Origin of the sequence: Yoonia sp. 67-2, assembly GCF_035117555.1 — a bacterium.
Classification (GTDB): Bacteria; Pseudomonadota; Alphaproteobacteria; order Rhodobacterales; family Rhodobacteraceae; genus Yoonia.
In genome coordinates, this window is sequence record NZ_JAYKPK010000004.1 from 117585 (window position 1) to 141011 (window position 23427).

Consider the following 23427-nt stretch of genomic DNA (forward strand, 5'->3'; position numbering starts at 1 on the left):
ATGCCGCGCCTGCGACCCGAATATTGCGCATCCCGCACTTGCCCTGTCTGTGGCCGCACGGCATAGAGACGCCATGGCCAAGCAGCTTGATTATCACACGATCCGCGCGATCTTTGCCCGGTTTCATGCCGCAGAGCCTGAACCCAAAGGCGAGCTTGAGCATGTCAATGTCTACACGCTGGTCGTGGCCGTGGCTTTGTCGGCGCAGGCTACCGATGCCGGCGTGAACAAGGCGACACGCGCTTTGTTCGCTGTGGCCGATACGCCGGAAAAGATGCTGGCGCTGGGGCTGGACGGTGTGACGGACCACGTCAAGACCATCGGCCTGTTCCGCCAGAAGGCGAAGAACATCATTAAAATGAGCCAAATTCTGGTCGATGATTACGGCGGCGAGGTGCCCAATTCCCGCGCCGCGCTGCAATCCTTGCCCGGTGTCGGGCGCAAGACCGCGAATGTGGTGCTGAATATGTGGTGGGGCCAGCCTGCGCAGGCGGTGGATACGCATATCTTCCGCTTTGGCAACCGCAGCGGTGTGGCCCCGGGCAAGGATGTCGATCAGGTCGAACGTGCGATTGAAGATCACATTCCCGCCGATTATCAGCTGCACGCGCATCATTGGATGATCCTGCACGGGCGCTATGTCTGTGTCGCACGTAAACCTAAATGCGGTGTCTGTATCATCCGCGATCTGTGTCAATTCGAGGAAAAGAACTTATGAAAAACTATCAGGTTGTCGGGATCGGCAATGCCATGGTCGATGTGCTGGCCCGCGCCGAGGATGATTTTCTGACGCAGGCCGGGGTGCAGAAAGGCATCATGCAATTGATCGACATGGACCGCGCGGCTGATCTCTATGACCGGATCGGGCCTGCCAAGGAAATCAGTGGCGGATCGGCGGCCAACACGATCGCAGGCATCGCGCATCTGGGCGGGCGCACCGCCTATGTCGGCAAGGTCAAGGACGACCAATTGGGCGCGATCTTCGCGCATGATCTGCGCGCGCAGGGGGCGGATTATGCGACCGCCATGGCGCCGCGGACCGAAGAAGCCGAGACCGGGCGCTGCATCGTCATCGTCACGCCGGATGGCGAGAGGTCGATGAACACCTATCTAGGGGTCACGGAATTCCTGTCGCCTGACGATATTGATGAAGGCCAGATGGCGCAGGCGGAATGGATCTATCTCGAAGGCTACCGTTTCGACGGGCCGGACAGCCAGGCCGCCTTTGCCAAGGCGATCAATGCTTGCAAAGGGGCAGGGGGTCGCGTGTCGATCACTTTGTCCGATCCCTTCTGTATCGAACGGCATCGCGAGGCCTTTGCCGCGATGATCCGTGATCATGTGGATCTTTTGTTCTGCAACCGCTCTGAAATGCTGTCGATGTATCAGACGGAAGATTTCGAGGCGGCATTGGGTCAGGCCGCCGCGCAGGTCGGTATCGTTGCCTGCACCGACAGCGGCAATGGCGTGCATATCCTGTCGGATGGCGCGCGCTGGCATGTGCCTGCGGTGCCGACGCAGATCGTCGATGCGACCGGCGCGGGTGATCTTTTTGCTGCCGGGTTCCTCTGGGGGCTGACCGAAGGCTATGCGCTGGAAAGCTGCGGCAAGATGGGCAATCTGGCCGCGTCAGAGGTGATCAGCCATATCGGTGCAAGGCCCGAGGCCGATCTCAAGGCACTGTTTGCGGCACACGGGCTGCTGTAAGCCAAAGCTGGTCCAGCGCGTCAATGGCGGCGGGATCGAACCTGTCTTCTTCTTTCCAATATTTGCCGGACGGCACATAATAGCCGAGCCGTGCCTCTTCGGCCAAGGCCGCCTCGGTGGCTGTCACGTCATAGCCCTGCGGCTGGATATGGTCCAAAACCTCCGGCGCGCTGCGCGGAAACACCAGACGGCTGTTATCCTGTGACAGGTTGACCATGGCGCAGCCTTGCTTTGCGGCCAAGATCATCAACCGCGCTGATTTCGCTTCCAACGATCGCAGCGTCACATCCTTGCGCAATGGATCGGCGGTGCCGGTGCCGTAAAAATGCGTCTGACTGGCGGCGGGATACACCATATCGCAGCCCATCACCGCAATGACCCGCGGTCGCAGCGCGGCCAGCGCCCAATAGCTGGCGGTAAAGGCCATCGTGCCGCCGGCATAAACAAAACCGCCGAAGTCATTCTGCAACGGCACGTAATCGCCCGAACGGATCATTCTTTGATCCGGCCCGATCTCTTGCGGCTTGCGCATATCAGGAAAATCATCGGGATGGATCAGATCATCCCAATCCGGGCGCACAGCCCAGGCATTGTTGATCACAACAATCCGGTCAAATGCAGCGCGGGGCCAGGCGCGCGCCTGCACGACATTGGGCCCGCTGCCCAGGATCAAAACAATCGCCATACCCGCATTCCTAGCCATCTTCTGCACCAGCGAAGTAACGCGATCCGCGGGCTTGTCGAAGAAAAACTTTGAAGCCTCCGGCGGGGATATTTGTACTCAGACGATGGACAAGTTACCGCCACCTGATGCGGTGGTCGCCCGGCGCTGCGCAAAAGGTGGCGGCATCGTCGTCGGCGGTCATCGGCATCCCTGCCTGTACCGCCAGCCCAGATTACCGCCTTAACCTTAATAATCCGTAAAGCCCCCATCGTCCGAGCAAAAATATCCTCGGGGGTGAGGCGCGCAGCGCCGAGGGGGCAGACAGCCCCCTGCCGCCCTGTCAGTTATTGGCCAAGCTTGGCATGAACCTCATCCAGATCAATGTCACCGACAGGCATCTTGTTGGCGGGGTTTTCAAAATCATAGCGGAACAGACGGAAGTCGCGTTTATACATCTCATAGACCAGATGCATCGACAGATCGTCGAAATAATCCTCGACCTTGTGCAGGCGTTTCGGGCCATGCCCTTCGCTTTCATTGAAGCGTGGGATTGTGGCCAGATCGATCGCATAAGGCGTATCGGCGCGGTCCAGAACCACCTGCATGCCGTCGTTGAATTTTTCTGTCCAGAAAATATGATCGTAGCGACCGCCATTGCCGATGAAGGTCGAGATATGGCCTGACATGGCCGACCAATGGATGTCGGGTTCCATCGGTTTGCGCCAGCGGATGGTGTCGCGTGCGAAAAGCAGGAACCGCCGGAAGCTTTTGATCTGGTCGAACTCAAAACCATTGGCGGGATCACCCACCTCGATCCCGTATTTCTGGATCAGCTGGGGCACCAGACTGCCGCGATAATAGCTGCCGTTGCGTTGCACGCCGCAGATCTTGTCAAAGAAGGATGACAGGATGCGCGTATAGGGATTGCGCACGCAGGTGAAAGCAAAGCTTTTATGCGCCAGCACATTGTCCCTGATCACCGGCTGGCTGTCGTCCAGCGCCCATTTATGCAGCCCGGCTTTTGCATCATGGATGTCGCCGTCGAAAAAACTGCCGTGATCACTGTAATACATGATCTGGCCGATGGTCGAACAGGCACATTTGGGCACGACTCTGTAGACCATGCTTTCGCTGGTCGTCATCCATATTCCGGGAAAATTTACCACTGCTACACTCCTAACCCGCGATACCGCATCGCAACAGAATTATAACAAGCAAAGAAGTGCTGTCACTTCAATGTCTCTTCGCGCTAAAAAGCGGCAGTCGTTTATTCTGGTCTGATTGGTTACCATGGCGCGTGTTGCTTTTATCTTGTTGTGCCACAAAAACCCTGACGCGATCCTGCGGCAGGTCGCACAGCTCACGGCGGCAGGGGATTATGTCGCGATCCATTTCGATGCCTCTGCTTGCGCAAAGGAGTACCGCAAGATCAAGGATGGGGTCGTGGGCAACCCCAATGTCACCTTTGCCAAACGCCGTGTCAAATGCGGTTGGGGCGAATGGAGCCTTGTCGAAGCCACTTTGCGCACGGTCGAAGCCGCGCTGGCCGCTTTTGACCGCGCGACCCATTTCTACATGGTGTCGGGTGATTGCATGCCGATCAAATCGGCCCGCTACGCCCATCAGTTTCTGGACGATTCTGACAAGGATTATATCGAAAGTTTCGATTTCTTTGACAGTTACTGGATCAAGACGGGCTTTCGCGAAGAACGGCTGATCTATCGCCATTACTTTAACGAACGCACGCAGAAACGCCGGTTTTATGCCTCTTTCGCGGTGCAGAAACGTCTGGGGCTGACCCGGGCCATTCCTGCGGATCTGCAGGTCATGATCGGCAGCCAATGGTGGTGCCTGCGCCGCCGCACGATTGAGGCGGTGATGGATTTCATCGACGCGCGCCCGGATGTGATGCGGTTCTTCCGGACCACTTGGATCCCGGATGAGACGTTTTTTCAGACCCTCGTGCGCCATCTGATCCCGGGGCGCGAGATTGAAAGCCGGACGCTGACGTTTTTGATGTTCACCGATTACGGGATGCCGCTGACGTTCTACAATGATCATCTGGAATTGCTGTTGGGGCAGGATGCGCTTTTCGCGCGCAAGATCAGTGCCGAGGCGGATCGGCTGAAACAGGCGCTGGGGGTGCTTTATGCCAGCGACCGGACAGATTTTGCGATCTCGCAAGAGGGGCGCAATCTGTTTCGCTTTCTTACGCAGCGGGGACGCGAAGGCCGCCGCTTTGCACCGCGCCTGTGGGAGGCGGATACGACGCTGGGTCGGGGCCGCGAATTGCTGATCGTCTCGTGCAAAAAATGGCATGTCGCCAAGAGATTCGTCGCCGCCGTGCGCGCGCAGACGGAGATTCCGGCCTTTGAATATCTGTTCAACGAGGAAGACAGCAGCCTGCCGGATCTGGGCGGGATCGAAAAAAGCCTTGAAAAGCGCGGGCGTCATCGCCGTGCCTTCATGCGGTTGCTGTTTGGGCAGACCCAAAGTGATCGTCTGATCATCTGTCTGGATACGTCCAGTCTGGATCTGATCATGGATTTTTTCACCGATCAGGCCACGATCAGGCTGCTGGAGGTCGATTGCAGTTTCACCGATGACTATCTGGCGGGCCATGCTGTGCGTGTCGGGCTGGCGGGGCCGCAATCATCCCCCGCTGCGGTGGCCCGCTTGCTTCCCACGATCCGCCGTGACATCGTGCATGAGCGGAATGCGATCCGTGATCTGGGATTTGAAAATGCCAGCCGCCTGCGCGAAAAAGCCCCCGCCGCTGAAAATGCTGTCGCGGTTTCCCGATTCCTGAGCGTGGATCAGGAAAAAGCCTTGGCCCTGGCGCGCACCCCTTACCTATTTGTTGATTGAGGAAGCTGATGGACTTTGCCTATGACGACCAGAATATCTTTGCCAAAATCCTGCGCGGGGAAATCCCCAACCAGACAATCTATGAAAATGACCATGCCTTGGCGTTCAATGACATCAACCCGCAGGCGCCGGTGCATGTGCTGGTGATTCCAAAGGGCGCCTATGTCAGTCTGGATCATTTCGCGCGGGATGCATCGTCCGCGGAACAGGCCGGATTCATGCAGGCCGTGGCAGAGGTATGCCGCCTGACCGATGTGTCACAAGGGTTTCGCGCGATTGCCAATACCCGCAGCCATGGCGTGCAGGATGTGCCGCATTACCATCTGCATATCATCGGCGGCAAACAATTGGGCCGGATGCTGCAGGGCTGACCTGCCGCGCGGGGTGTATTACCCCGAAGACGTCAGCGACAGGAACACATCTTCCAGATCCGCCTCGCGGCTTTGCACGTCTTTGATGGTGATGCCGGCCTCGCGGACCAGTGACAGGATCGCATCGGCGGGCGTGGCCCCGGCGCTATAGGTAAAGCTGAGCTTGCCATCGGCATGCTGCTGGCCGGTGATCCCTGTCGGCAATGGGGGCAGTGTGGCGGGGCCAGTCGGCGTGATCACCAGCGTCTTGCTATCCAGCCGCCCCAGCAGATTGGCCGTGCTGTCGCGGATCACCACCTGACCATGGTTGATGATGGCGATATCGTCGCACATCGCCTGCGCCTCTTCCAGATAATGGGTGGTCAGGATGATGGTCATCCCATCCTCGTTCAATTTGCGCACATTGTCCCAAAGCATGTTGCGCAAGGCGATATCGACACCTGCGGTGGGTTCATCCAGCACCAGAATCTGCGGTGAATGCACCAGCGCTTTGCCCAAGAGCAACCTGCGCCGCATGCCGCCGGACAGCGACCTTGCATAGGCATCGGCCTTATCCGCCAGCCCGATCAGTTCCAGAATTTCCTTGGTCCGCCGTTGCGATTTCGGCACACCGTAAAGTCCGGCCTGCACGTCCAACGACCCGCCGGGGGTGAAGAACGGATCAAGGTTGGGTTCCTGCGGCATGATCCCGATGGCGGCGCGCGACTGGCGCGGGTTCTTGTCCTGATCAAAGCCCCAGATTTTCACCGATCCGGCGGATTTCACCACCAGCCCCGCCAGAATATTGATCAAGGTGGATTTGCCTGCACCATTCGGGCCGAGCAGGCCAAAGATCGATCCGCGCGGGATATTCAGGTCGATGCCTTTCAGCGCCTCATGCGCGGGGGCGCGTTTGGTGGCGGCATAGGTCTTTTTCAGCCCGGTGATTTCGATGGCGTTGTCGGTCATGCTGGTCTTTCCCCTTTGCCGCGGCTGCGGTATAGGGTGCTACATAAGGCGGGCAGCGCCCCGCGGCAATCAGACAGGCCAGATCCATGACCACACCCGCCCCGGAAACCCGCATTGTGAACGACTGGCGCGTCGCCTGTGATGGCGGTGCAGGCGGGCTTGGCCATCCGCGCGTCTGGCTGCAAATCCCTGATCAGCGCGGCTGGGTCGAATGCCCCTATTGCGATGCGCGGCTGATTCACAAGGATTTCGAAGGCAAGGTCTGAGTCCCGCTCAGGCCATCACATCATCACGGAGATCAGATATGGCACCCACATTCGGCAAAGGCTGTCATCTGCATCTGATCGACGGTTCCGCCTTCATCTTTCGCGCCTATCACGCCTTGCCGCCGCTGACGCGCAAGTCGGACGGCTTGCCTGTCGGCGCGGTCAGCGGCTTTGTGAATATGCTGCAACGCTATGTCGAAAATAACAGCGGGGCCGATGCGGCGACCCATGTGGCGGTGATTTTCGACAAGGGCAGCCATACATTCCGCAATGATATGTTTGACCAATACAAGGCCAATCGCGAGGCGATGCCAGAGGATCTGCGCCCGCAGATCCCGCTGACCCGCGCCGCGACCCGCGCCTTCAACATCGCCTGTGAAGAGGTCGAAGGGTTCGAGGCGGATGATATCATCGCCACCCTTGCGCATCAGGCACGTAATGCCGGGGGCCGTGTCACCATCGTCAGTTCTGACAAGGATCTGATGCAATTGGTCGGCGACGGTGTCGAAATGCTCGACCCAATGAAGAACAAACGCATCGACCGCGACGGCGTGTTCGAAAAATTCGGCGTGTTCCCTGACCGCGTGGTCGATGTACAGGCGCTGGCAGGCGATTCGGTTGACAACGTGCCGGGCGCGCCGGGCATCGGGATCAAGACCGCCGCCTTGCTGATCAACGAATTTGGCGATCTGGAAAGCCTTTTGGACCGCGCGGGCGAGATCAAGCAGCCTAAACGGCGCGAGACGTTGATCGATCACCGCGCGCAGATTGAGCTGTCCAAGAAACTGGTGCAGCTTGATTGCGACATGGCGCTGGATTTCGGGCTGGATGATCTGGAAATCCGCCCGCCAGAGACCGAGGTGCTGCTGGCGTTTCTGGCCGAGATGGAATTCCGCACCGTCACCAAACGGATCGCTGACAAGCTGGGGGTCGAGGCCCCTGCGATTGAGGCGAGCGCGCCTGTGGCCAGCAGTGCTTTGCCCGAGGTCGTGCCGTTTGATCCCGACAGCTATGAATGCGTGCGCGATGCCGCGGCCCTGCAAATCTGGATCGACCGGATTTATGAGGCGGGCCATGTCGCGGTGGATACCGAAACCACCGCATTGGATGAAATGCGCGCCGATCTGGTGGGGATTTCGCTTTGCGTGAACGCGGGGCAAGCCTGTTACATCCCGCTGGCGCATAAGGCGGGATCGGATGATCTGTTCGGGTCCGACAAACGTGCCGATGGGCAGATGGCAATGGCCGACTGCCTTGCCCTGCTCAAACCCGTGCTGGAGGATGCCAGCATCCTGAAAATCGGGCAGAACATGAAATATGACGCCAAGATTTTCGCGCTGCTGGACATTCATGTCGCGCCCATTGATGACACGATGCTGATGTCTTACGCGATGCATGCGGGTCTGCATAATCACGGCATGGATGTGCTATCCGAACGTTATCTGGGTCACACCCCGATCCCCATCAAGCCGCTTTTGGGCAGTGGCAAATCCGCTATCACCTTTGACCGCGTGCCGGTTGATGATGCCGTGAAATATGCCGCCGAGGATGCCGATATCACCCTGCGGCTGTGGCAGATGTTCAAACCGCAATTGCACCAGAGCCGTGTGACCACCGTTTATGAAACCCTCGAACGGCCGCTGGTCCCGGTGCTGGCGCAGATGGAAATGCATGGCATCAAGGTCGACCGCGATACGCTGTCGCGGATGTCCAACGCTTTTGCGCAGAAAATGGCCGGGCTGGAGGATGAGATCCAGCAGATGGCGGGCCGCCCGTTCAATGTCGGATCGCCGAAACAACTGGGCGAAATCCTGTTCGATGACCTCAGCCTCGCCATGCCCGATGGCAAGACACCTGCGAAGGGCAAAACCGGGGCCTATTCGACGGGTGCCGATGTGCTGGAAGACCTTGCCACGATCCACGATCTGCCGCGCCGGATTCTGGACTGGCGGCAACTCTCGAAACTGAAGTCAACCTATACCGATGCGCTGCAAACCCATATCAACCCGGACACGGGCCGGGTGCATACATCCTATTCCATCGCGGGCGCAATCACCGGGCGGCTCGCCTCCACCGATCCGAACCTGCAGAACATCCCCGTAAGGTCCGAGGAAGGGCGGCGCATCCGTGAAGCCTTTGTCGCGGATCAGGGCAATGTCATCGTCAGCCTCGATTACAGCCAGATCGAATTGCGAATTCTGGCCCATATCGCCGGGATCGACGCGCTGAAACAGGCGTTTCTGGACGGGATCGACATCCATGCGATGACGGCGTCCGAAATGTTCGACGTGCCGCTGGATCAGATGACGCCCGATATCCGCCGTCAGGCCAAGGCGATCAATTTTGGCGTGATCTACGGCATTTCGGGCTTCGGCCTTGCCCGCAATCTGCGCATCCCGCGCGGCGATGCGCAGGGGTTCATCGACCGCTATTTCGAACGTTTCCCCGGTATCCGCAATTATATGGACGACACCGTGGCTTTTGCGAAAGACCACGGTTACGTCCAGACGTTGTTTGGCCGCAAGATCAACACGCCCGAAATCAACGCCAAGGGCCCGCAGGCCGGTTTCGCCAAACGCGCCGCGATCAATGCGCCGATCCAAGGCACCGCCGCCGATGTGATCCGGCGCGCGATGATCCGTATGCCGGATGCCATTGCCGGATTACCTGCGAAAATGCTGCTGCAGGTGCATGACGAATTGATCTTCGAGGTTGATGCGGCGGCTGCCGATGACCTGATCCACACCGCGCGTCAGGTCATGGAAAACGCCAGCGACCCCGCCGTGAAACTCGACGTCAAACTGGCGGTCGATGCAGGCCAAGGCCCGAACTGGGCCAAAGCGCATTAAAAAAGGCGCCGGTGAAACCCGGCGCCCCACTTCTTATTTCTGCAAATACTCCCGCGCGGAGCGCAGTGTGACGGCGGATCAGTTCACCGACTTGGCGTCAACCAGATTGGCCTGCGTCCGTTCACCCGCCGCAATCGCAATCCGGCGCGGTTTCAGCGCTTCGGGCACTTCGCGGATCAGGTCGATATGCAGCATGCCGTTTTCATGCAGCGCACCTGTCACCTGCACATGATCGGCCAGATGGAACCGGCGTTCAAAGGCGCGGGTCGCAATCCCGCGATGTAGGAATTTGCGCTCGGCCTCATACTCGGCCTTGCGGGCGGTGACATGCAGTGCGCGGTCTTTCACCTCGATCGCCAGCTCGTCCGCGGCAAAGCCAGCGGCGGCAATCGAAATCCGCCAACCATCATCGGCGGTCTTTTCGATATTATAGGGGGGATAGGAATTCTGGCCGACATCACTGGCCAAAGCCCGGTCCATCAATTCGGCAATCTGATCAAAGCCGACAGTGGCACGGTAAAGTGGGGTCAGATCGAAACTACGCATTTGGGTCATCCTTTTTCGCAAGCGATAACAATGGTCTGGCCTTCCGATATCGGACAGGCCGGTGATCCGGGGCCCATCATTGGCACCCCGATAGATATTATATTGGAAAGCGATATCGCGGTTTCAAGACCCTAATCGACGGTGATGAATTTCGCCCCGATATCATTGCGCTCGCCCTGCGCGATCAGCCTTTGGGTGCCGCCGGGGCGTGCCGGACCTGTGACAGCAAAATGTGCCAGCAGCGCATTGAGCGGCCCGTCAAGCGAGGTGCCAAGTGCGACTTTCTGCCCATCGACCTGTGCCATCGCGGATACGACAGAGGCGATGCGCGGCGCGCCATCGCGCATGGTGAAAACGGGCGATCCGCTGGAGCCGAAATCCACATCGCAGGTCAGCACGATCACGCCGGTCTGGCGGCCCAGCACGTTGCAGAGTTCCTGCAAACTGGGCGCATCCTCGCGCCCCTGGCCGTAGGACACGACGCCGACCTCATCCCCCGGCAACGGGCGGTCCGCGATCAGATAGGGCCGCAGCCGGGTTTGCATGATTGGCCGGTCGAGTTCCAACACGGCGATATCCATCGCCACCGCTGCGGTCTCTGTCACCTCGCCTTGATGGACGTAGCCCGGATGCCCGACAGCGCGCAGCACATTGCGCGTGGCCGCTGCCTGCCCGTCGCGCAATCCGGCGCGAAAGGCAAAGCGGTCGGGCGCGATCAGTGTGCCGTCACGGTCGTAAAGACAATGCGCCGCCGTCAGGATCAGCCTTTCGCGGATCAGGGCGGCGGTGCAGAACCCCTTGCCCGCGATATCGAGCCTGCCGACAGCCTCCCAGCCGGTGCTGGCCTGGCGTGTCTGCAGGCTGACCAGATCGCTTTGCGCCAGCGCTGCTACAGCGCTTGCCAGCGCCATCACCGCTGCAAGAAAGATCTGGCGCATCTGCTGTCCTTTGCCTGACCGGTTCAGGATACACAGGCAGGTCGCTTTGCGCTAGCGCAGGATCGGCACTTGCGGTGCGGTTTTATCGGGTGCTGTCAGCGCGGGCGGCTGCGGCCCGCCTGTCGCCCAATCCAGCAATTCGACGGTATGCACGATGGGCAGGCCGGTGGCGCTGCCGATCTGCATCATGCAGCCGATGTTGCCTGCGGCGATGATATCGGGGGTCAGTGCCTCCAACGTCCTGACCTTGCGCGCTTTCAGTTCCTTGGAAATCACCGGCTGCATCAGATTATAGGTTCCGGCAGAGCCGCAGCACAGGTGGCTGTCGGCGGGTTCCAGCACGGTGAAACCGGCCTTTTTCAGCAGATCCTTGGGATAGGTCTTGATCTTCTGCCCATGCTGCAAGGAACAGGCGGCGTGATAGGCGACCTTGGTGCCTTTCGCCGCACCTGCGGGCAGGTCAAGTTTCATCAGCACTTCCGAGACATCCATTGCAATCGCGCTGACCCGTGCTGCATCGGCAGCGAGCGGATCATTGCGGAACATATGGCCGTAATCCTTGACGGTGGTGCCGCAGCCGGATGTGTTGATGACAATCGCATCTAAGCCCCCCTGATCCATCTCGCGCACCCAGGCGCGGATATTGGCGGCGGCGGCTCTATGGCTTTCAGTTTCCTTGCCCATGTGATGGGTCAAGGCCCCGCAACAGCCCGCACCTTTCGCGACCACGACTTCCGCCCCAAACCGGGTCAGCAACCGGATCGTGGCGTCATTGATATCGGTATTCAGTGCCTTTTGCGCGCAGCCGGTCATCAGCGCGACGCGCATCTTTTTATGCGCCACACCAAAGGTCTGGGGATCATCATTGCGGCTGACCGGGGGGATCTGGCGCGGCGCCATCTCCAGCATCGCGCGCAAGCGCGGGTCTGGCATGAACCGGGCAAAAGGGCGCCCGATTTTGGCCCCGAACAACGCCAGCCGGAACCGCATTGGATAGGGTAGGATCTGCGCCAGAACCCAGCGCAAGGCGCGGTCCGACCAAGGGCGGTTATATTTTTTCTCAATATAGGCGCGCGCCTGGTCGACCAGATGCATGTAATGCACGCCGGATGGACAGGTGGTCATGCAGGCCAGACAGGAAAGGCAGCGGTCGATGTGTTTGACCGTTTTCGCATCGGGAATGCGGTCGTTTTCCAACATATCCTTGATCAGATAAATCCGACCCCGCGGGCTGTCCAGTTCATCGCCCAATATCTGATAGGTCGGACAGGTCGCGGTGCAGAACCCGCAATGGACACAAGACCGCAATATCTGATTGGCCCGCTGAATGCCGGGGTCCTGCAATTGCGTGGCTGTAAAATTGGTCTGCATCAGCCCATCATCCCCGGATTAAGAATGCCGCGCGGATCAAACTTTGCCCGCAGCCCGGCGGCAAGGGCGGCAATCGGCGCGGGTTCCGGCTGAAACACCGGCACCTGCGCCGCGCCCCGGATCAAGGTCGCGTGGCCTTTGAAATCACCCAGTCTTGCGCGCAGATCGCCATCGGTCAGCAACCAGACAAGTCCACCGGCCCAATCATACAGCACCGCTTTGGCCGCCGCCTGCGCCACCAAGCCCGGCGCATCGGAAGGTTTCACCGACAAGCGCCAGACATCGCCCGGCTGATCGGCAAAAGCGGCGACATCGCGGATCGCGGCCCAGATCGCGGGATCATCCTCCACAGTCACCGCGCCAAACGGTGCCAAAACGCCCGCCAAAGCCTGCGCACGGTAAGCGATTGAGGCGGCGAAACCTTCCAACCGCAACATCGTGCGCCCCGAAGTCGGATCATGCGCCGCCCCCGTCACCTCGAAAGGCGACGTCATTGCTGCCGCCATCGCGGCCACGGCGCGGGTATCATCAAGGCCCTGCAACACAAGCGTCACCTGCGCCTCGACATTCGGCATCACCTTCAACGCCACTTCGGTCAGCACCCCCAAAGTGCCATAGGAGCCACACAGCAGCTTGACCAGATCATAGCCGGTGACATTTTTCATCACCCGGCCACCATTCTTGATCACCTGCCCGGTGCCATCGACAAACCGCACCCCCAGCATGAAATCGCGGCAGGCCCCGACCGATATCCTGCGCGGCCCGGACACATTGGCCGCGACCATCCCGCCGATTGTCGGCTCACCTGACGTGCCCAGCAAAACCTGGTGATCCATCGGCTCAAAGGCCAGCCGCTGGTTTTCCTTGGCCAAGCGCGCCTCGACTTCCGCCAAAGGCGTGCCTGCCTTGGCCACCAGCGTCAGCGCGCCGGGTTCATACAGCGTGATGCCCGCGATGCCTGCCAGCGACAAAGCCGCGCCGGTGGACCGCCCCACAGCCCGCGTGCCGCCGCCGACGATGCGCAGCGGGCTGTCCGCCTCTGCCACGATCCGGGCAAGCTCTTCTTCACTTTGGGGAATCATATCATCGTCCGAGCATAAATATCCTGGGGGAGCCCCGGACCCAATCCGGGGCGGGGGCAAAGCCCCCCATCAAGCCGCGCGTCGCGGCGCAGAGCTATCGAGCGGAAACACCTTCGCCGGGTTCAGCAGCCATAAAGGGTCGAACACATCCTTGACCGCCATCTGCGCCTCTAGATCGGCGGGCGCAAATTGCACATGCATCAGGTCGCGCTTCTCGATGCCGACACCATGCTCGCCGGTCAGACAGCCGCCGACCTCGACACAGAGCCGCAGGATATCGGCCCCGAAAGCCTCGCAGAGTTCCAGATCGCCGGGTTTATTGGCATCGAACAGGATCAGCGGGTGCATATTGCCGTCACCCGCGTGGAACACATTGCCCACGGCCAAGCCGTATTCCTTTGACATTTCACCGATACGCCGCAGCACGAAGGGCAGGGCAGAGACCGGGATCGTCCCGTCAAGGCACATATAATCATTAATCTGGCCCATCGCGCCAAATGCGGATTTGCGGCCCAGCCAGATCCTTCCTGCCTCTTCGGCATCCTTCGCCTCGCGCAGTTCCACCGGATTGTGGCGGCGGGCGATCTGCATGATCAGCGCCAGTTGCGCGTCGATTTCGGCGGGGGACCCTTCGACTTCGACGATCAGCAAAGCCTCGCAAATCGGATAACCCGCCTTCGCGAAAGCCTCGGTCGCCTCGATACAGGGCCGGTCCATGAATTCGATGGCGACGGGCAGGATGCCGGCCTTGATGATATCGGTCACGACCTGTCCGGCGACTTCGGAACTGTCATAGCCCATCAGAACGGGCCGCGCCCCTTCGGGCTTGGGCAGAATGCGCAGAATGGCTTCGGTCACGACACCCAATTGCCCTTCGGAGCCACAGATCACGCCCAGAAGGTCGAGGTTTCCCGCATCCAGATGCGCGCCACCGATTTCCAGCACATTGCCATCCATTGTCACAATCGTCACGCCGAGCAGATTATTCGTCGTCACGCCATATTTCAGACAATGCGCGCCACCTGAATTCATCGCGATATTGCCTGCGATGGCACAGGCCAGCTGGCTTGACGGATCAGGCGCATAGAAAAACCCATCCGCCTCGACAGCACCTGTCACCGACAGATTGGTCCGGCCCGTCTGCACGCGAATATAGCGGTCGTTGTAATTGGTTTCGATCACATCCGTCATCCGCGCCACGCCAAGGATGACACAATCCGCCGTCGGCAAAGCGCCACCGGCGAGCGACGTTCCCGAACCGCGCGGCACGACTGGCACGCCCATCTCGTGGCAGATCTTCAATACTGCCGCGACTTCCTCGGTCGTCGCTGGCAGAACCACCGCCAAAGGCGGACAGCGATAGGCGGTCAGCGCGTCGCATTCATAGGCGCGGGTTTCGGCGATGTCAGCGATCAGCGCATCGGCGGGCAGTACCGCCGCCAAGCGGGCCACGATGGCATCCTTGCGCGACAGCACAGAGGCATTCGGGGTGGGCATTTGCATGACGACATCTCCGATCACGATGACTGGTAAAAATATATGACCAATTTTGCTATCTGGCAAGTCGCAACATGACCCGCTAATCATTCTGCATGACACTGTTTGATCATTTTGCCCTGCTGGGCCTGTTTGACGCCATTGCCGCGGCGCTGATCGTGCTGGTCTGGGCGGTGATCGGCTGGCGTATCGAACATCCCAGCGCCAAACACCCCTCTGTCACGGTTCTGATGTCACAGCGGCGGCGGGACTGGATGAAGGTTTTCGTCACGCGTGAGCCGCGGATCTTCGACAGCCAGATTCTGGCTGGTCTGCGCGAGGCGACGGCGTTTTTCGCCTCGACCAGCTTTTTTGCCATCGGCGGTGTGCTGGCGCTGCTTGGCAATACCGAATCCCTGCGCGGTGTCGCGGCAGAGGTGAGTGATACGCAGGTGCCCGAACTGATCTGGCAGATGAAACTGGCGCTGGTGGCGCTGTTTCTGACCAATGGCTTTCTGAAATTTGTATGGGCGAACCGGGTGTTCGGCTATTGCGCCGTCGTCATGGCCTCTGTCCCCAATGATGCGACAGACCCGATTGCCTTTCCCCGCGCGGCGCAGGCGGCAGAGCTGAACATCCGCGCTGCGATGAATTTCAACCGCGGCCTGCGGTCGATGTATTTCGCACTGGCGGCCTTGGCCTGGCTTTTGGGGCCGCTGGCCTTGGTGATCGCCACTTTTGCCGCCGCCTGGATGATCTGGGCGCGCGAATTCTCATCCACGCCGCGCAATGTGCTGTTGGGCGATTAACGCCGCCCTTCGCGCAGCCAGGCGCCGAGGCTCAACAATCCGGCCAGCAGCAAAAACAGCCAGGCCGGGACCAAAGGCGTGATCCTGATGTCAGCGGTCTGAAACGCGCCGCGCGGGGTGATCCCGATCCAGCCGCGCCCGGCGGCCAGACGGCCATCGCGCACGCTGCGGATATCGACCGGCCCGTCAGAGACTGGCATGATCCCGCCACGGGTGCTGTCGACCAACCCTGCCAACACATCGCCTGTGGCAATCGTCTGTTCAAATTCGCGCGGTGCGGCGGGGCCAAGTGCGACGACGGCGGTTTCTTCCCCGTCACCCAGCCGGTAAAGCCCGATTTCGGGCGCATCCCACAGGGTTTCAAACCGGCCCGGTGTGGTTTCTTCCAAGGTTAAAATCGTCTCACTCCCGTCGGGATGCGTCACCGTCACATCGCCGGTCGTGTCCGACAAGGTGCGGCGGATAATCCGCATCTGCTGGCCATTGGGGGCCACGGACAAGGCTTCTTCCTCCAGCTCCGGTTCGCGCATCATCCAATGCGCCAGACGGCGCAGCAATTCCAGTTGCGGCCCGCCGCCTTCATAGCCGCGATCCCAAAGCCAGGAATGATCCGAGGCCATCAGCGCCACACGGCCTTCGCCGACCCGGTCCAGCACCAACAGCGGCCTGTCGTCCAGACCCGACATCACGACATCGGCAGTGTCCGGCACGGTCACATCGACCAGCCGGAACCAGCGGCCCCAGCCGGGGCCATCGCCGTCAGCCGCAGGGGGCGACAGATCATCCAGCCCCGCCGTCACCGGATGGCGCGCGCCCAGATCGGTGATCTGCGGGGTAAAGCCTTCTTCAAACACCCGCGCGCTCGGCGCGCCGGGCAGGATCGCGCCCAAGGGCGAGCGATAGATGCTTTCCGCCCCGCCATATTCCGACCCGGAAGAGATCAGCACAGCGCCGCCTTGCTCCACATAATTGCGGATATTGTCGAAATAGGCATTGGGCAGGATACCCCGCCTGCGATAGCGGTCAAAGATGATCAGATCGAAATCATCGATCTTTTCCAGAAACAATTCCCGCGTCGGAAAGGCGATCAGGGCAAGCTCATCGACCGGCACGCCGTCCTGCTTGTCCGGCGGGCGCAGGATGGTGAAATGGACCAGATCGACAGCGGCGTCAGATTTCAGCAGATTGCGCCATGTCCGCTCGCCCGGATGCGGCTCGCCCGACACCAGCAAGACCCGCAGCCGGTCGCGCACGCCGTTGATCTGCACGACAGCGGCATTGTTGCGGTTGGTCAATTCGCCTTCGGCTTCGGGGATGGTGAATTGCAGCACATTCATTCCCGCATGCGATAATTGCACCGGCACTTCGATATCGCGGCCCACCGGCACTGGCAGGACCATCGGCGCGTCACCATCGACCGAGACGGACAGATCGACGGTTTCGGTGGGCGGTGCTGCGCCCTGATCCTCGATCCGCAGGGTCAGGTTGAAAGTCTCGCCCAGAATGGCAAAGGCGGGCGCATTGGACACGACAAGGCGGCGGTCCCAATCGTCTGGCTCGCCGGTCAGCAGCAGATGCATCGGTGCGGGCAGGGCAGGGGCGTTTTCCATATCATGGGCGCGACCGTCAGAGATCAGGATGATCCCGGCGATGCGCCCCTGCGGTTCTTCGGCCAAAGCCTGCGACAGGGCGGTCATCAGCGCCGTGCCCTGATCGCCGGGCGCGTCGCCCAAAGTCACCACGCGCATTTCGGTATTGGGCTGTCGTTCCAGCTCTGCCGTTATATTGGCCAAGGCCGTTTCATTCTGATCCGGCCTGCCCGCGATGCGCTGGCTGGCGCTTTCGTCGACCACGACCATGACGATATCGCTCAGCGGCGCGCGGTCTTCCTGTTGCAGCGATGGATTGGCCATGGCCGCGAGCAAGGCGATCCCCGCCAACCCGCGCAGCCACCATCCGGGCAACCGCCGCCAGATCGCCAGGATCACGGCCAGAACAACCAGTGCGGCCAGCACATAGACCCCGATCAGCGGGATCAGCGGATCAAAAATCACTGTACCATTCATGGGCAAATGTCCCCGTTGCCGCCTGCCAGAGGCGTCATCTCATGACCATGCCGCCACATGCAGCTTCGCAAAACCTTCCCCGCGGGGAAGACAGCAAAACCTTCCCCGCGGGGAAGATTGCCTCGCTTTGTTTGAAATACTTCCGCCGGAGGCATCAGATGTCGTGACATCTGATTAACCAAAATGAAACCCATACTCATTGCCCCAACCGATCCAGCAGATCCGGCACATGCACCTGATCGGATTTATAATTCCCGGTCAGCACATGCATGATCAGGTTGACGCCAAAGCGCAAAGAAATCTCGCGCTGCTGTTCGCCTGCTGTGCCGCGCCCGACCGGGAACATCGGCGCGCCTGTCTCGGTCACTGCCCAGGCGCGCGCCCAGTCGTTGCCGCCGATCACGACTGGCGTGACCCCGTCATTGAGGTTGCGGAACGGCATGCCTTCGCCCGGTTCCGCTTGCATCGGTGCGGCTTCGACCCAGACATCGCGGCTGGCGTGGCGTCCGGGGAAATCCTGCAACAGATAAAATGTCCGCGTCAGCACGTGATCCTGCGGGATCGGTTCCAAGGGCGGGATATCGAGCGAGCGGGCAATCGCCTGCAACCGCGCACCTTCGGGCGAACCGGAGCCGAAGCGCGCGGTATCGGCATCGCGGGTGTCGAACAGGATCATCCCGCCAGATCGCAGATAGCGGTTCAGCTTGCCATAGGCTTCACGGCTGGGAAGTTCGGTCGCGGCGGTGATCGGCCAGTAGAGGAAGGGGAAGAAGGCCAGTTCGTCGGTTTCCAGATCGACACCCATCGGCGCGGCGGGTTCAATCGATGTGCGCCGGGTCAGAACCTGCGACAGACCCAGCAAGCCTGCTGCAGTCACATCATCCACGGCGGGATCGCTGGTCAGGACATGGCCCAAAACCACCTCTGACGTCGCTTGCAACGCGAAATCATCCTGCGCCTTGGCTTGCGGTGCGACAAACAAGGCCAGCAGCAAAGCCGCCGCCACATCCGCGCGCGGTCCGCGCAACCGGCCCCCCACGGCGAGCGAGGCGATCAGATCGACCAGCAGCAGCGCCAGTGCGGCGGTCAGCAACCAGCCTTTCAGCGCGGTGGCGCGCAGCACATCCATGCCTTCGACATTGATCCGCGCGGGCCAGACGGCGGCTGACAGTGTGGTATCCGCGCCGATCACATTCACCGCGATCTGCCGGTCGCGTCCAGCGTAAAGCCCCGGTTGCAGATCGGGGCTTGCCAGAGCCTGCGCCAGAACCTCGCCCGGCACACCGGCCTGATCGCCCCCGTCCTGCAACCGGCCAAAACCATCCAGCAACCGGTCGGGTTGCCAGATTGTGCCTTCCAGTTCGGCGGCATCGGGGGCGACAGGGCGGGTCGAGACGGCCAGCCGTTCCAGCATCTGCACGAAAAGGCCGGACAAGGGCAGGCTCGACCATTCGGCATTGGCGGTGACATGGAACAGCACAACCTGCCCGTCACCGCTGAATTTGCGGGTGACCAATGGCGTGCCATCGGTCAATTGCGCGATCACACGCTCGGCCAAGGCCGGGTCAGGCTGCGCCATCACCTGACTGGTGACGGTGACATCTTCCGGCACGTCCAGCCCGAAAAACGGTGTTTCGGCGGCGAATGGGGCCAGCGTTTTCGGCTCCCCCCAACTCATTGCGCCGCCGACAGAACGGCCACCTTCGCGCAGACGCACGGGCAGCAGCGGGTCTTCTGACCCACGCCCCACATCGGATGCTGCCAGACGCGGGCCTGCGAAACGCAGCAGCAGACCACCCGCCTCGACCCATTCGGCAATGCCTTGGGCTTCGATATCGGTCAGGATTGCGACATCGGCCAGCACGATGACGTCAGGATTGGCGAGCAGGATATCCTCCAGCGCGCCATCGATCAGATCGGCGGTGGGTTCCAACGCCTCGCGCAGATAGAAAAGCTGCGACAACAATTCCAACCCTTCACGGTCTTCGCGGCCAGAGATCAGCGCGACCTCACGTCGCCGCAACGCGTCATCGGTCAGGCTGACAGCTGCGGCGGACCGGGTGCCGGTCAGTTCGAACCGGGTGATACGGTTGCGCAATTCGGGCGGCAGGATCATGGCGGTTTCGGCAACCTCCCCGCCCGCTGCAAAATTCAGCGGCACACTGGCCAGCGCACGTTCTACCCCGGCGGGGTCAAGGCCGATGGCGGTGACGGTTGTTTCGGATGCGGCACCGATGGGTGTGCGGGTGGCGCTGACGCGCACTTCACCTTCCTCGAACCTTGCAGGGCGCAGGCCGGTGATCTGGCGCGGGGTCTGGAACACGGTCACAGGTCCGGCCTGTTCAAAGGCTGTCAGCAGATCCTCGCGGCCCGGATAATCCAGCCCGTCGCTGATCCAATAGGTCTCATGACTGCCTGCCTGTTCAGCGAAATACGAAGCTGGATCAACGGGTTGCCAAGGCTGCGGCTGGATATTGGGCAGGCGTTCCTGCCATGCATTCGGCGCGGCAAAAGGCAAAGATTCCGCCAATGGCAGGTCCGTCAGATTGACGACGGCAACACGCCGGTCATTGGTCGCAGCTTCGGACAGCAGCGCCGAGACCCGGTCCATCGTCGCTTGCCAAGCAGGGGCACCGGCCCATGTGCCGTCAATCGCGATCACCAGATCACCGCGCCCGTCGCGGGCCTGTTGCGGGTTCAGCGTGGGGCCGGCGAAGCCGATGATCACAGCGGCGACGGCCAGCAGGCGCAGCAAAAGCAACCACCATGGCGTGCGGTCTGATTGGCTTTCGGCGTCCTTCAGACCCAGGAGCAGCGCCACACCCGGGAACCGACGTTGCACCGGTGCAGGCGGCACGGCGCGCAAAAGCACCCAGAGGATGGGCAGCGCGATCAGCGCGATCAACAGCAGGGGCGCGGTAAAGCCGATGGGTCCGAGCATCCACATCAGCCTTGCCTTTCCAGCGCGCCATAGAGCCACAGCAGGGCTTGGGTTGCGGATTGGCCGGTGTGGTGGCTGTGAAATTGCCAGCCGGTGGTGCGGGCGAGGTGTTGTAGCTGATCTTTGCGCGCGGCGAGCCGGTCGAGATAGCGTGTTTTCAGATCGCGCGCGCGCAAAGTTTCATGCTGCATAGCGCCGGTCATCGATTGGAAAATCGTGCGTCCGTCAAAGGGGAACGCCTCTTCCTGCGGGTCCAGCACCTGCAACAAGGCGCCGCGCACGCCACGGTCGGCAGCACGGGTCAGGGCGGCGGTGACGCCGTCGATATTGCCAAGGAAATCGCTGACGAAAAGCGCGCGGGAATGCGGCAGCATGCCTTCGGCATCGGGGGAGCCGTGGTCGTGCGCCTCATTTTCGGACAATATCTGGGCCATCTGCTGCAATTGCGCCGTCCCCCTTCGTGGCGGCAGGCGCAACCCGGTCAGCCCGACACGTTCACCGCCACGGTTGAGCAGGATCGCCAGCGCCATCGCGAGGGTGCGCGCGCGGTCAGCCTTGGTCACCTGATCCGAGGCGAAACCCATCGACGCGCCCTGATCGACCCACAGAATAATGGATTGCGCGATCTGCCATTCCTTGTCCTGCACAAACCGCGCATCGGACCGGGCGGACCGTCGCCAGTCGATGCTGCGTGCGGCGTCATGACTTTGCGCCGGGCGATATTGCCAGAATGTATCGCCGACACCTGCCCGCCTGCGCCCGTGATCGCCCAGAAGAACGGTCGCGGCCAGATGTTCGGCCTCTGCCAGCAAGGGCGGCAGATGCGCCGCGAGGCTTTCCGCCTGCGACCGGAGCGTCAGCGGTGTATTCATGCCGCCGCTGCGACCTGAGTGATCTGACCTGCGACCTGATCGATCACGGATTGCACGTTTTCGCCGCGCGCGCGGGCGGCAAAGGACAAAGCCATCCGATGTTCCAGCACAGGCACGGCCATATTGCGCACATCCTCTGCCGAAGGCACCAGACGGCCATCGAGCAGGGCCGAGGCGCGCACCGTCAGCATCAGCGCCTGTGCCGCACGCGGGCCGGGGCCCCAGCTGACGCTTTGACGGATGATGTCGGGTGCGGTCGCATCATCGGGGCGGCAGGCGCGCACCAGATCAAGGATCATGTCGAGGATGGTTTCGCCAACAGGCATCCGGCGCAGCAGCGCCTGTGCGGCCAGCAATTCCTGTGCGGTGAAAACAGCCGTCGCCTGCGCATCTTTCGCGCCGGTGGTGGCGATCAGGATATCGCGTTCTGTCTGCCGGTCGGGGTAGGGCACGTCGATCTGGACAAGGAAACGGTCCAGCTGCGCCTCTGGCAATGGATAGGTGCCTTCCTGTTCCAGCGGGTTCTGGGTGGCCAGCACGTGGAACGGCACACCCAAGGGGCGGTGCTGGCCTGCGATGGTGACCTCTTTTTCCTGCATCGCCTGCAACAGCGCCGATTGCGTGCGGGGGCTGGCGCGGTTGATCTCATCCGCCATCAGCAACTGGCAGAACACCGGGCCTTCGATAAACCGGAAGGCGCGGCTGCCATCGGCGGCGGTTTCCAGCACTTCGGAGCCGAGGATATCGGCAGGCATCAGGTCCGGCGTGAATTGGATGCGGTTGCCGTGCAGGCCCATGACGGTGGACAAAGCCTCGACCAATCTGGTCTTGCCCAGACCGGGCAGGCCGATCAGCACGGCATGACCGCCGCAGATCAGGGCTGACAGGGTCAGGTCGACGACACGGGTCTGGCCGATGAAACGCGCGGACAGGCTGTCGCGCGCCTGACCCAGTTTTTCGCCCAGCGTTTCGATCTGGCCGACGAGATCAGCATCCTGTGTCATGACTTTCCCTCACATAAGCTATATGTCTCATACGACCAGATAATCCGGGTGACCCCAATGGCAAAATCCACGACCACACAAAAGATTGTAGGCCCCAGCGCCGAAAGTCTCGCGGCTAGCGCGCAGGCGGTGCAAAAAGGCGGATTGCCGCCGGTGCATCTGTGGAACCCGCCGCATTGCGGGCAGATTGATATGCGGATCGCGCGGGACGGGACCTGGTTTTACATGGGCACGCCGATTGCGCGGCCTGCGTTGGTCAAGCTGTTTTCGACCATCCTGCGCCGGGATGGTGACGATTATGTGCTGGTCACGCCGGTGGAAAAGGTGGGGATCACAGTCGATGATGCGCCTTTTGTGGCGGTGGATGTGGACCAGCAGGGCGGCGATCTGACCTTTGAAACCAATGTCGGCGACAAGGTGACCGCCGGGCCGGACAACCCGATCCGGGTGGTGCGTGACCATGAGACGGGTGAGCCATCGCCCTATGTGCTGGTCCGCGCCAATCTGGAGGCATTGATTGATCGCAAGTCGTTTTACCGCCTCGTCGATATGGGTGAAGAGGCGGAGCATGACGGCGCGCACTGGTTTGGCGTGCGGTCAAAAGGCGCGTTTTTCCCGATCATTCCCGCGGATGAATTGCCGTAGGGTG

At 61.0% G+C, this 23427-nt stretch carries 20 protein-coding genes; 8 read left to right on the forward strand and 12 right to left on the reverse strand.

The genetic code is table 11. From position 1 onward, the window contains the following. Positions 1-73 precede the first annotated feature (73 nt). Both nth and VOY09_RS08155 read left to right on the forward strand, forming a co-directional pair. Entirely contained in the window at positions 74-718 is a 645-nt protein-coding gene (nth, locus tag VOY09_RS08150; protein WP_322894010.1) for an endonuclease III, read from the forward strand. Beyond that, entirely contained in the window at positions 715-1707 is a 993-nt protein-coding gene (locus VOY09_RS08155) for an adenosine kinase (RefSeq protein WP_322894009.1), read from the forward strand. Before nth ends, VOY09_RS08155 begins: the two co-directional genes overlap by 4 nt. Here VOY09_RS08155 and VOY09_RS08160 read toward each other — a convergent pair. Then, positions 1673-2392, reverse strand: coding sequence for a hypothetical protein (locus VOY09_RS08160; protein WP_322894008.1), 720 nt, complete (start codon positions 2390-2392; stop codon positions 1673-1675). The genes VOY09_RS08155 and VOY09_RS08160 overlap by 35 nt on opposite strands. A gap of 323 nt (positions 2393-2715) precedes the next feature. Next, the gene (locus VOY09_RS08165; protein ID WP_322894007.1) at positions 2716-3513 is read right to left on the reverse strand and encodes a sulfotransferase family protein; all 798 of its coding nucleotides are present in this window, start codon (positions 3511-3513) and stop codon (positions 2716-2718) included. 148 nt (positions 3514-3661) lie between these two features. On the opposite strand from VOY09_RS08165, the gene VOY09_RS08170 reads away from it, so the two are divergent. Further along, positions 3662-5239 carry a DUF5928 domain-containing protein gene (locus VOY09_RS08170; protein ID WP_322894006.1) on the forward strand — a complete coding sequence of 526 codons (1578 nt, stop codon included), beginning with the start codon at positions 3662-3664 and terminating at the stop codon, positions 5237-5239. Positions 5240-5247: 8 nt separating this feature from the next. Continuing rightward, complete coding sequence (locus VOY09_RS08175) at positions 5248-5610, forward strand: HIT domain-containing protein (protein ID WP_322894005.1); 363 nt, start codon at positions 5248-5250, stop codon at positions 5608-5610. 18 nt (positions 5611-5628) lie between these two features. Here VOY09_RS08175 and VOY09_RS08180 read toward each other — a convergent pair whose 3' ends face one another. Then, positions 5629-6558: an ABC transporter ATP-binding protein gene (locus tag VOY09_RS08180; RefSeq protein ID WP_322894004.1), complete on the reverse strand. Its 930-nt coding sequence runs from the start codon at positions 6556-6558 to the stop codon at positions 5629-5631. A gap of 86 nt (positions 6559-6644) precedes the next feature. Between VOY09_RS08180 and VOY09_RS08185 the strand changes: the two genes are divergently transcribed. Both VOY09_RS08185 and polA read left to right on the forward strand, forming a co-directional pair. Continuing rightward, on the forward strand, positions 6645-6824 hold the full coding sequence (locus VOY09_RS08185) for a zinc-finger domain-containing protein (protein WP_322894002.1): 180 nt from the start codon (positions 6645-6647) through the stop codon (positions 6822-6824). Between the two features lie 38 nt (positions 6825-6862). Continuing rightward, positions 6863-9673 (forward strand): DNA polymerase I, encoded by a 2811-nt coding sequence (polA, locus tag VOY09_RS08190; protein WP_322894001.1) that lies wholly within the window; start codon positions 6863-6865, stop codon positions 9671-9673. Positions 9674-9751: 78 nt separating this feature from the next. Here polA and VOY09_RS08195 read toward each other — a convergent pair whose 3' ends face one another. The 5 genes from VOY09_RS08195 to VOY09_RS08215 all read right to left on the reverse strand — a co-directional run bounded on the left by VOY09_RS08195 (position 9752) and on the right by VOY09_RS08215 (position 15113). Continuing rightward, positions 9752-10219: an Hsp20 family protein gene (locus VOY09_RS08195; RefSeq protein ID WP_322894000.1), complete on the reverse strand. Its 468-nt coding sequence runs from the start codon at positions 10217-10219 to the stop codon at positions 9752-9754. 131 nt (positions 10220-10350) lie between these two features. Next, entirely contained in the window at positions 10351-11157 is an 807-nt protein-coding gene (locus VOY09_RS08200) for a trypsin-like serine peptidase (protein ID WP_322893999.1), read from the reverse strand. Positions 11158-11208: 51 nt separating this feature from the next. Further along, positions 11209-12528 (reverse strand): glycolate oxidase subunit GlcF, encoded by a 1320-nt coding sequence (glcF, locus tag VOY09_RS08205; RefSeq protein ID WP_322893998.1) that lies wholly within the window; start codon positions 12526-12528, stop codon positions 11209-11211. Further along, entirely contained in the window at positions 12528-13610 is a 1083-nt protein-coding gene (locus VOY09_RS08210) for an FAD-binding protein (protein ID WP_322893996.1), read from the reverse strand. Before VOY09_RS08210 ends, glcF begins: the two co-directional genes overlap by 1 nt. A gap of 69 nt (positions 13611-13679) precedes the next feature. Next, positions 13680-15113, reverse strand: coding sequence for an FAD-linked oxidase C-terminal domain-containing protein (locus VOY09_RS08215; protein WP_322893994.1), 1434 nt, complete (start codon positions 15111-15113; stop codon positions 13680-13682). 89 nt (positions 15114-15202) lie between these two features. Between VOY09_RS08215 and VOY09_RS08220 the strand changes: the two genes are divergently transcribed. Further along, positions 15203-15895, forward strand: coding sequence for a DUF599 domain-containing protein (locus VOY09_RS08220; protein ID WP_322893992.1), 693 nt, complete (start codon positions 15203-15205; stop codon positions 15893-15895). On the opposite strand, the gene VOY09_RS08225 is transcribed toward VOY09_RS08220, so the two are convergent. From VOY09_RS08225 to VOY09_RS08240, 4 genes are all read right to left on the reverse strand, one after another. Beyond that, on the reverse strand, positions 15892-17961 hold the full coding sequence (locus VOY09_RS08225; protein WP_322893991.1) for a hypothetical protein: 2070 nt from the start codon (positions 17959-17961) through the stop codon (positions 15892-15894). The genes VOY09_RS08220 and VOY09_RS08225 overlap by 4 nt on opposite strands. 196 nt (positions 17962-18157) lie before the next feature. Next, on the reverse strand, positions 18158-20908 hold the full coding sequence (locus VOY09_RS08230; RefSeq protein WP_322893990.1) for a DUF4159 domain-containing protein: 2751 nt from the start codon (positions 20906-20908) through the stop codon (positions 18158-18160). Next, the gene (locus VOY09_RS08235; protein ID WP_322893988.1) at positions 20908-21774 is read right to left on the reverse strand and encodes a DUF58 domain-containing protein; all 867 of its coding nucleotides are present in this window, start codon (positions 21772-21774) and stop codon (positions 20908-20910) included. The genes VOY09_RS08230 and VOY09_RS08235 overlap by 1 nt, the downstream gene beginning before the upstream one ends. Continuing rightward, the gene (locus tag VOY09_RS08240) at positions 21771-22778 is read right to left on the reverse strand and encodes a MoxR family ATPase (RefSeq protein WP_322893987.1); all 1008 of its coding nucleotides are present in this window, start codon (positions 22776-22778) and stop codon (positions 21771-21773) included. The genes VOY09_RS08235 and VOY09_RS08240 overlap by 4 nt, the downstream gene beginning before the upstream one ends. A 57-nt stretch (positions 22779-22835) precedes the next feature. On the opposite strand from VOY09_RS08240, the gene VOY09_RS08245 reads away from it, so the two are divergent. Then, positions 22836-23423 carry a DUF1285 domain-containing protein gene (locus VOY09_RS08245; RefSeq protein ID WP_322893986.1) on the forward strand — a complete coding sequence of 196 codons (588 nt, stop codon included), beginning with the start codon at positions 22836-22838 and terminating at the stop codon, positions 23421-23423. Positions 23424-23427 lie beyond the last annotated feature (4 nt).

Coding starts and splice junctions, on each gene's coding strand:
- VOY09_RS08160 (WP_322894008.1), bottom strand. CDS start 2,392: ATGGCGATTGTTTTGATCCTGGGCAGCGGGCCCAATGTCGTGCAGGCG.
- VOY09_RS08230 (WP_322893990.1), bottom strand. CDS start 20,908: ATGTGGATGCTCGGACCCATCGGCTTTACCGCGCCCCTGCTGTTGATC.
- VOY09_RS08180 (WP_322894004.1), bottom strand. CDS start 6,558: ATGACCGACAACGCCATCGAAATCACCGGGCTGAAAAAGACCTATGCC.
- VOY09_RS08155 (WP_322894009.1), top strand. CDS start 715: ATGAAAAACTATCAGGTTGTCGGGATCGGCAATGCCATGGTCGATGTG.
- VOY09_RS08235 (WP_322893988.1), bottom strand. CDS start 21,774: ATGAATACACCGCTGACGCTCCGGTCGCAGGCGGAAAGCCTCGCGGCG.
- VOY09_RS08195 (WP_322894000.1), bottom strand. CDS start 10,219: ATGCGTAGTTTCGATCTGACCCCACTTTACCGTGCCACTGTCGGCTTT.
- VOY09_RS08210 (WP_322893996.1), bottom strand. CDS start 13,610: ATGATTCCCCAAAGTGAAGAAGAGCTTGCCCGGATCGTGGCAGAGGCG.
- VOY09_RS08185 (WP_322894002.1), top strand. CDS start 6,645: ATGACCACACCCGCCCCGGAAACCCGCATTGTGAACGACTGGCGCGTC.
- VOY09_RS08245 (WP_322893986.1), top strand. CDS start 22,836: ATGGCAAAATCCACGACCACACAAAAGATTGTAGGCCCCAGCGCCGAA.
- VOY09_RS08220 (WP_322893992.1), top strand. CDS start 15,203: ATGACACTGTTTGATCATTTTGCCCTGCTGGGCCTGTTTGACGCCATT.
- VOY09_RS08215 (WP_322893994.1), bottom strand. CDS start 15,113: ATGCAAATGCCCACCCCGAATGCCTCTGTGCTGTCGCGCAAGGATGCC.
- VOY09_RS08175 (WP_322894005.1), top strand. CDS start 5,248: ATGGACTTTGCCTATGACGACCAGAATATCTTTGCCAAAATCCTGCGC.
- VOY09_RS08200 (WP_322893999.1), bottom strand. CDS start 11,157: ATGCGCCAGATCTTTCTTGCAGCGGTGATGGCGCTGGCAAGCGCTGTA.
- VOY09_RS08165 (WP_322894007.1), bottom strand. CDS start 3,513: ATGACGACCAGCGAAAGCATGGTCTACAGAGTCGTGCCCAAATGTGCC.
- nth (WP_322894010.1), top strand. CDS start 74: ATGGCCAAGCAGCTTGATTATCACACGATCCGCGCGATCTTTGCCCGG.
- VOY09_RS08225 (WP_322893991.1), bottom strand. CDS start 17,961: ATGAATGGTACAGTGATTTTTGATCCGCTGATCCCGCTGATCGGGGTC.
- polA (WP_322894001.1), top strand. CDS start 6,863: ATGGCACCCACATTCGGCAAAGGCTGTCATCTGCATCTGATCGACGGT.
- VOY09_RS08170 (WP_322894006.1), top strand. CDS start 3,662: ATGGCGCGTGTTGCTTTTATCTTGTTGTGCCACAAAAACCCTGACGCG.
- glcF (WP_322893998.1), bottom strand. CDS start 12,528: ATGCAGACCAATTTTACAGCCACGCAATTGCAGGACCCCGGCATTCAG.
- VOY09_RS08240 (WP_322893987.1), bottom strand. CDS start 22,778: ATGACACAGGATGCTGATCTCGTCGGCCAGATCGAAACGCTGGGCGAA.